This window comes from Bradyrhizobium sp. (assembly GCF_049512235.1).
Taxonomy (GTDB): domain Bacteria; phylum Pseudomonadota; class Alphaproteobacteria; order Rhizobiales; family Xanthobacteraceae; genus Bradyrhizobium.
In genome coordinates this window covers 1-6,606 of record NZ_JBEKXH010000356.1, presented here as the reverse complement: position 1 = coordinate 6,606, position 6,606 = coordinate 1, and the positions used below count along the sequence as shown (strand labels likewise).

Below are 6,606 nucleotides of genomic sequence, written 5' to 3'. Positions count from 1 at the left end.
TAAATGCCCGCGCCGAGACATCGGTTGCGGGATTTTTTGTTTTGCGTAAGCCGCCCGCCAGGGAATCTGAGAAATTCCAGGCGGATGCCCAGGCCACCATGCTGGGGGGCGCTGACGATCGCGGCGGAGGGTGGCAAGGCCGATATCTCCAAACCGTTCAAAGAAATAGATGGCGGCGTGTTCGAGATCGCTCTCAAATATCGGGGCGATGCCTAACGCACAATCTATGCCGTCCAGATCGGCCCGGACCTGGTGGTGATCGACGCTTTTCAGAAAAAATAGAGCGGCATCAAGACTCCGCAGGCGGGACGTGGACAGGATCAAGGAATGGATCAAACGGTTGAAGGAGAGCTTGTGATGGCCGGAGATGACATGGCATTGGTCCGCGGAGCGGTAACGTGTTTCGCGACTTCGGCCGTCCGAACGCGGACGTGGAACAGGCGCGCGCCATCCTGGCGGCCAGGATCATCCACGTGCTTGATACGCGAAAAATGACGGCGCGCGCGGCCGAGAAGCTGACGGGCATCTCGCATACGGATCTTTCGCGAATCCGCAACGCGAAGCTGGAGCGCTTCACGCTCGACCGCATGATCATGATCCTGGGCAGGCTTGATGAGGATCTCGAGGTGAGCATCGACGTGCGATCTCGCGTGGCGTATCGGGACGTGCCTGTTACGGGTTGAGAAAGCTCGTACCGCTCGATGCTCTCCTGGCTTCGATCCTGGAGACAGCCTTCACTTGCCGCGAAGGCCGGCTAGATGATCTTCAGTGCATTCAATTCACTATCTGAATTAAATGCACTGTCACCGTAACTGTCTGGACGCTCATCCAGGGCGCCGTCTTGGCGACCGGGCGCCGCTTCCCCGCCGCGCGGGAATGCGCTTCTCAACGGCGGGAGCAACCTCGCCGAGATGTCGGATGCGAAGCGCCGGGCGCTTCGGCAGTTGAACCGTCAATTCCAATTTGCCTCCTACGGCCTCGACATAGCTGCGAAGCGTGGAGAGGTACATGTCGGTCTGCTTCTCGATCTTGGAAACCGACGGTTGCTTGATGTTGAGGGCGGATGCGATGTCCGCCTGGGCCTTGCCGGTGATCTGGCGGAGCTCGTGCAGACCCTCGACCTCCTGCTTCAGTTCCTGATACCGGGCTTCAATGGCTTGCTGCTCGTCCAGGGGCAGCTCGGCGATGATTTCGTTCAGGCTCCGGCCCATCTCACTTTCCCTTTTTCACCGCCTTCAGGCTTTCCAGATGCTCGGAAAACCTCAGATCCGCCTTTGCGATCAGGTGCTTGTAAAAGCGCCTCTCGCTGCCGCCGGACTTGTCGCCTGCCACCAGCAGGATCACCCTCCGGGCCGGGTCGAAGGCGAAAGCTGCGCGCCATTCGCCATCGGCCGCTTCGAAGCGCAGCTCCTTCATATTGGCGTGCTTCGACCCCTTGAGCGTATCGGAGTAGGGCCGACCAAGCTGCGGGCCGAACGTGGCAAGCAGCTTGGCGGTTGCGGCCAACGCGACACGCACGTCACGGTCATAGGTCATCCGGCTTCGCCGCGCTACGCCGGACGGAGGGAGGGGAGCGCCCCGCGCGCGCACGGAGAGAGCCTGCGACCACACCTGATGATGGCGCAGGGTGATTGGGGATGCGGTGAGGGTTACGGCCAAAACCGGTTGCCATTTGTCCTGATCTGGACTATATCCATCTGAAAAGGAGCCGCCCATGTTGAATGACCGCGAGCCGGCCCCGGAAGAGGCAGTAAAGGGCCCTCAGCGACTTGATAATTCACGATTTGCTCCCGCCAACCGAAGGCGGCTCAGTGCCCCGGCTTTACGGACCTTCCTCGCCATCGCGGATCTCTGGGGATTGACGGAAGCGCAGCGCCTCCTGGTCCTCGGGTACCCTTCCCGGTCCACCTATCATAGCTGGTGCAAGCAGGCGCGCGAGCACGGCTCCTTCACCCTCGACGTCGATGTCCTGACGCGCATCTCGGCCGTACTCGGGATTCATCAAGGTCTGGGGATTCTGTTTCCGGCCGAGCAGCTTGGCGTCGAGTGGCTGCGAGCTCCGCACAACGCGCTCGTGTTCGGCGGCCGGCCGCCCCTCGACCTCGTGACCTCCGGCTCACAGGATGGGCTGCTCTCGGTGCGCCGTTTCCTCGACGGCGCGCGCGGCGGCCTCTACATGCAGCCGAACGCGATCGACGAGGCCTTCACACCTTACGACGACACCGAAATCGTCTTCCGGTGACGGATGCTCTCGCACCCGCGCCCCGGCCTGCCCATCGTCTGATCCCATCGCAATTTCCACCCATTGGGCTCTTCGATACGGTTGCGACCGCAGCCGATCTTGCGGCCGTGATGGAGTTGGCCGGCTGGACCAACGATCGGCTTGCCGCCGATCGTATCGCCCGGCTGCCACAGACCGAATGGGTGTATGGCGCACCCAACTCCAGTATCGTCATGGCAGCCTTTCTCCATGCCGCTCCCGGCGGAATGAGATTCAATGGTCCGGAGCTCGGTGCCTGGTACGCAGCTGACGATATTCGGACTGCGGCCGCCGAGGTCGGTCATCATCTGCGCCGCGAAGCGGCTGCTCGCAACGCGGGCACGATGAGCCGGAACTACAGGGCCTACACCGCGACGCTGCTGGGCGACTATCTCGACATCAGGGGGCAGCAACCCACGCGCCCCGACGTCTATGCGAGCGAACGCTATGATGCTTCGCAGAAGCTTGGCGAGGATGTCAGGAGGTCGGGTGGCGCGGGGCTACTCTATGACAGCCTGCGGCGTCGCACGGGCATCAACGTCGTCGCGCACAGACCCCGCAACATCGCAGATATCGTGCAGACGGACCACTTCGAAATCACGGTCCAGGCGACCGCGCGCAGGATTGACGTCCGGCAACTATCCAAATGAGTACGACATCATCGTGAGAACCGCGCGCTCGCGCGCGTCGCCAAGCCCGATCCTGAGGAGATCTTCCACCGTGATTGCGAGGAGCCCTTGCGACGAAGCAATCCATAGCGCGGCTTTCGCGGCTATGGATTGCTTCGCTCACCGGACGGCGCCTTGCGCCGTGCCGGTGGCTCGCAATGACGGCTCGAAAATCCCTATTTCATTGGCTGGCATTTCCGGCAGTCTCCCGGGCTGAACCATGATGTGGATATGATTCGAACTTCAAGGGCGGATCGGAGCCGACTTGTCCGCCGTAGCTCGAAGAGCGGAGGCGGAAGGCGTAATGCGCCGTTACACTGGCGAGACGGCGGGTTACGGCTTCGCCTCCAACCCGCCCTACTTGCTGTCACCGTTGGCGAAATCATTCTTCGCGAATAGCGGCCTCATCGAGCCAGCTTTCAAAGCCGGAACCTGGAGCGAAGCAGCCTCGATAGGTCCAGCAGTTTCTTATTCGGTAGACAGTGTCTAACGACAGGCCTTCACAGGCTACTGTCTTACACTTGCCTTTGATAAGTTCGGTCAGAACCCCCACCATTTTCTTCTCTTCGGTCCTGTTGTGTTGGGCCATTGTTCAGCCTCTTGATTATTTCGGTGCGTTGAATAAACATCACACCGTCTTTGTTGTAAACGTAATAAACAACTCCGTTCGCCTTAAACTCCGCTATTTTTGCTTTCATCGATAGGCCCTCGCTCATAACAACGACGAAGTCTATAAACAGAATTGAGAGTTGTTATGTAAATATATCCAGGGAATTCTTCTTCACGCAAAATTTTTACTCGTGTGAATGAGAGTGCCGTCTCTCCAACGTCCTTCAGGTGGCTGTAAATTCTTCAATAAATACTTCCGTTTTGAAATCTTCGCGATGTATCCCGACAGCGGGACAGGGAGGTCACAATCACTCCCTATGGAACACCCGTTTCGCGTTCAAGGTTTGCGACGGTAAAGGCGCGATGGCCCCATTGGGCAGCGTCAGCGATCTCAACGTCCCGAAAATCTCTCGTTGGTTATCGACGTAGACCAGCGTCCAGGTCGCGATGAGAAGCAGGTTTCCCGACACGAAAACATTGGCCGTGAACTTGGCCGTGCAGTCAGGATCTATCGTGACATTGCCCTGGAGCACTTCCTCGCGGGCCTGTCCATTGGTCGCTTCGGTCTGGGTCAAATCGACATTGCCCGAGGCGTCTGCGACGCCGCTCCCGACAATGGCGTCGGGCCCGCCCTCGGTGTTGGTTCCGGTGACGGTGTAGCCCCACTCTCCTGCTCCGCGCGCCGTCGAGCAGCGCTCATCCGCCGCCGCTGGCATGCTCAGCAGAAGCGCGGAGAAAAAAAGGGATATCCCCAGGCTGCCGTGACTTATTTTCATAACATCTTCTCCTCGGAATAAGCCCGCCGCGCGGGCGTTAAAATTCGATTTGACGAGCGCTTGGTCCAATGTCCGTCACGATACGGCGCCAACTTCGCGGGCTGTCGCCACGCTCCGCTGCAGCCGAATCGCTTTTTCCGGGCACGCCTGCACGCACAAGCCGCATGCCTCGCAGGCAATGGCGTTTGGCGTATCCGCCTGACGCCATCCATGAACCAGTCCTTTAATCCTGCCTTTGAGGCTCAGGCTGCCGCGTTGCTGTTGCGGCAGAACGATGAGAGAAAATACCGAGACAGGGCAGACCGCGACGCAATCGCCCGCGCCTTCGCAGCGATTGCGGTCGATTACGGGCACAAGGACTCCCGGCTCAAGCCTGCAGCCAGACGTTCTGAAATTTTCGGCTACCTCCAACATCGATTTGCCTTTCTTCAATTCAGTAACTCTTTTGACCGCACCAGCACCCGATCGCGCGGCGCGGAACGAAACCGACGCCGCGCGGAATGCGTGCCGCGGGATACCGGACCACAAAGGATATTCAAATCGCGATCGAGCCCCGCCAGATAGTTCTGTTTATTCACCATCAAACCGGATCCGATCCTTCCCGTGAGATCGGACTGCGCTCGCCGGGTCAGATTGCTGGAGATCCGGTGCAACCTGAACAGACGCTGCTTACTGGTGTCGCGGGCCATCAGGAAGCTCGCGACAAGCGCCGATTGCCGCTCGAAGACACGCCAGTGCGCCCCAATGGGATGAACGAGCCCGATGCAAAACAAGTGGTCATCCAAGGGATGAAAGATATTTCTATGCAACACCGGACAGACGGCGCCGTCCGGCCAATTCAAATATTCGCCCGGCATGAACGGGAATCCAACCTTGAAGCCCGTCGCGCAAACAATCGTGTCGATATCGGCACGCGAGTTATCCTCGAACTCCACCGTATTGCCGCACAGCCGGCGGATCCCGGGCCTATGCTGAATGTCGCCCCGCGCATAATCGCCATAGACCCGTTGATCAAGCGTCGGAGGATTGGCTTCCCCTTCGGGAGCATATTTCGGCAGCCCAAGTTTTTTGTGCGTCAATCCGTTCAGCCAAAGGAAAAGATTCGCGACCATCGAGATGACGAAAAACATTTTGGGCAATGACAGGTTCGCGAAAATATCGCCGACCAGCGGCGGCGGACTCTCCTGCAGCGCTTCGAGCGGCGCGCCAAATACATAGCGCGGCACGCAGACGAATGCCCTGCGCGTGCTGTGAAACACCCTATCGGCGGCTACTACGGCGCCGGTGAGGATGTCCATCGCCGATTGTCCGGCGCCGACAACGAGAACGCGCTTGCCAATCAGACTCTCCGGGCCGTTGTATTGCCTGGAGTGAATGAGCTTGCCTGAGAACTCTCCCGCGTATGCCGGCATATTGGGAATCGAATGATAGCCCGAGGCGAGCGCGAGGTCGCTGTATTCCCTGGTCTCGCCATCGTTCAGCGTCAGCCGCCAGCCGGACGGCGTCCGTTCGACCGCCTTGACCGCTCGGCCGAACAGGATCGAGGCACGGAGCCGATGGTGATCCGCATAAGAACTCAGATATTGGCGCAGCTGCTTGTGATGGGGGAAATCCGGCCAGGATTCGGGCATCGGCAAATCCGAAAAAGCCTGCGCGGACTTTGGCGAAACGGCATGCGTGTTCTTGCCGAGAACGCTCTCTTCGCGATCGATCCAAAGCCCGCCGACATCATGGTTCTGCTCGATGATCTCGACCGGAACATTTGCCCGGCGCAGCGCGGCCCCGAGCGCGAGACCCGCCGCGCCGGCGCCGATGATCGCCACTTTTCGTTCGGTTACGATCGTTGTCGTGTCTTCGCTCCAGGCGGCCGCGGCTGCGAGGGCGCTATCCTCGACGGCGGCCCGCCTCCGGAGCAGCAGCAACTCCAGCACGAGAAAGATCGCCGCCGTCCAGATCGCGCCGTGCAAGAGCGGGATGGAGACGATTTCGATGACAACGCCAATCCAATTGGGATGGCGGAAGTAGGCGTAGACGCCGCACCGTACCGGCGGACTGGAAGGAACGACGACGGTCGGAAGCGTCCACCGTTCGCCGAGCGCGTAAATCGACGCCAGACGCAGCCCGAGCGCGGCGATCGTCGCTAGCGCCGAAATCGCCGCAACCACGGGCAAAAACGGCCGATCAAACGCGAACACCTCGGCGAGCATGCCTGCGATCCAGCCGGCGCGGAGCAGTATGTTGAGTGTTCCGATGCCGCTGCCGTCGACGACAATGGCGCCATTGGCCGTCAGTT

General features: G+C 59.9%; 10 protein-coding genes. 3 read left to right on the top strand and 7 right to left on the bottom strand.

All coding sequences use genetic code 11. From position 1 onward, the window contains the following. The coding region (locus ABSG20_RS26080) for a hypothetical protein (RefSeq protein ID WP_423867369.1) at positions 1–324 on the bottom strand (324 nt) is incomplete at its 3' end. A gap of 74 nt (positions 325–398) precedes the next feature. On the opposite strand from ABSG20_RS26080, the gene ABSG20_RS26075 reads away from it, so the two are divergent. Next, a complete protein-coding gene (locus ABSG20_RS26075) occupies positions 399–683 on the top strand; it encodes a helix-turn-helix domain-containing protein (protein WP_423867368.1) in 285 nt (94 codons plus the stop codon). A gap of 141 nt (positions 684–824) precedes the next feature. Here ABSG20_RS26075 and ABSG20_RS26070 read toward each other — a convergent pair whose 3' ends face one another. Continuing rightward, entirely contained in the window at positions 825–1,211 is a 387-nt protein-coding gene (locus tag ABSG20_RS26070) for an XRE family transcriptional regulator (protein ID WP_423867367.1), read from the bottom strand. Between the two features lies 1 nt (position 1,212). After that, positions 1,213–1,536 carry a type II toxin-antitoxin system RelE/ParE family toxin gene (locus ABSG20_RS26065; protein WP_423867370.1) on the bottom strand — a complete coding sequence of 108 codons (324 nt, stop codon included), beginning with the start codon at positions 1,534–1,536 and terminating at the stop codon, positions 1,213–1,215. Positions 1,537–1,714: 178 nt separating this feature from the next. Between ABSG20_RS26065 and ABSG20_RS26060 the strand changes: the two genes are divergently transcribed. Continuing rightward, positions 1,715–2,242 carry an antitoxin Xre/MbcA/ParS toxin-binding domain-containing protein gene (locus ABSG20_RS26060; RefSeq protein WP_423867366.1) on the top strand — a complete coding sequence of 176 codons (528 nt, stop codon included), beginning with the start codon at positions 1,715–1,717 and terminating at the stop codon, positions 2,240–2,242. Next, complete coding sequence (locus tag ABSG20_RS26055; protein ID WP_423867365.1) at positions 2,239–2,910, top strand: RES family NAD+ phosphorylase; 672 nt, start codon at positions 2,239–2,241, stop codon at positions 2,908–2,910. The genes ABSG20_RS26060 and ABSG20_RS26055 overlap by 4 nt, the downstream gene beginning before the upstream one ends. 400 nt (positions 2,911–3,310) lie before the next feature. On the opposite strand, the gene ABSG20_RS26050 is transcribed toward ABSG20_RS26055, so the two are convergent. The 4 genes from ABSG20_RS26050 to ABSG20_RS26035 all read right to left on the bottom strand — a co-directional run. Beyond that, on the bottom strand, positions 3,311–3,517 hold the full coding sequence (locus ABSG20_RS26050; protein ID WP_423867364.1) for a hypothetical protein: 207 nt from the start codon (positions 3,515–3,517) through the stop codon (positions 3,311–3,313). 328 nt (positions 3,518–3,845) lie between these two features. Continuing rightward, entirely contained in the window at positions 3,846–4,382 is a 537-nt protein-coding gene (locus ABSG20_RS26045) for a hypothetical protein (RefSeq protein ID WP_423867363.1), read from the bottom strand. Between the two features lie 6 nt (positions 4,383–4,388). Continuing rightward, positions 4,389–4,667 carry a 4Fe-4S dicluster domain-containing protein gene (locus tag ABSG20_RS26040; RefSeq protein ID WP_423867362.1) on the bottom strand — a complete coding sequence of 93 codons (279 nt, stop codon included), beginning with the start codon at positions 4,665–4,667 and terminating at the stop codon, positions 4,389–4,391. Positions 4,668–4,741: 74 nt separating this feature from the next. Further along, positions 4,742–6,606: NAD(P)-binding domain-containing protein (locus tag ABSG20_RS26035; protein WP_423867361.1), on the bottom strand; the 1,865-nt coding region annotated here is incomplete at its 5' end.

Excerpts from the sequence above, each read along its gene's own strand:
- ABSG20_RS26070 (WP_423867367.1), bottom strand. The coding sequence starts at position 1,211 with ATGGGCCGGAGCCTGAACGAAATCATCGCCGAGCTGCCCCTGGACGAG.
- ABSG20_RS26065 (WP_423867370.1), bottom strand. The coding sequence starts at position 1,536 with ATGACCTATGACCGTGACGTGCGTGTCGCGTTGGCCGCAACCGCCAAG.
- ABSG20_RS26060 (WP_423867366.1), top strand. The coding sequence starts at position 1,715 with ATGTTGAATGACCGCGAGCCGGCCCCGGAAGAGGCAGTAAAGGGCCCT.
- ABSG20_RS26050 (WP_423867364.1), bottom strand. The coding sequence starts at position 3,517 with ATGGCCCAACACAACAGGACCGAAGAGAAGAAAATGGTGGGGGTTCTG.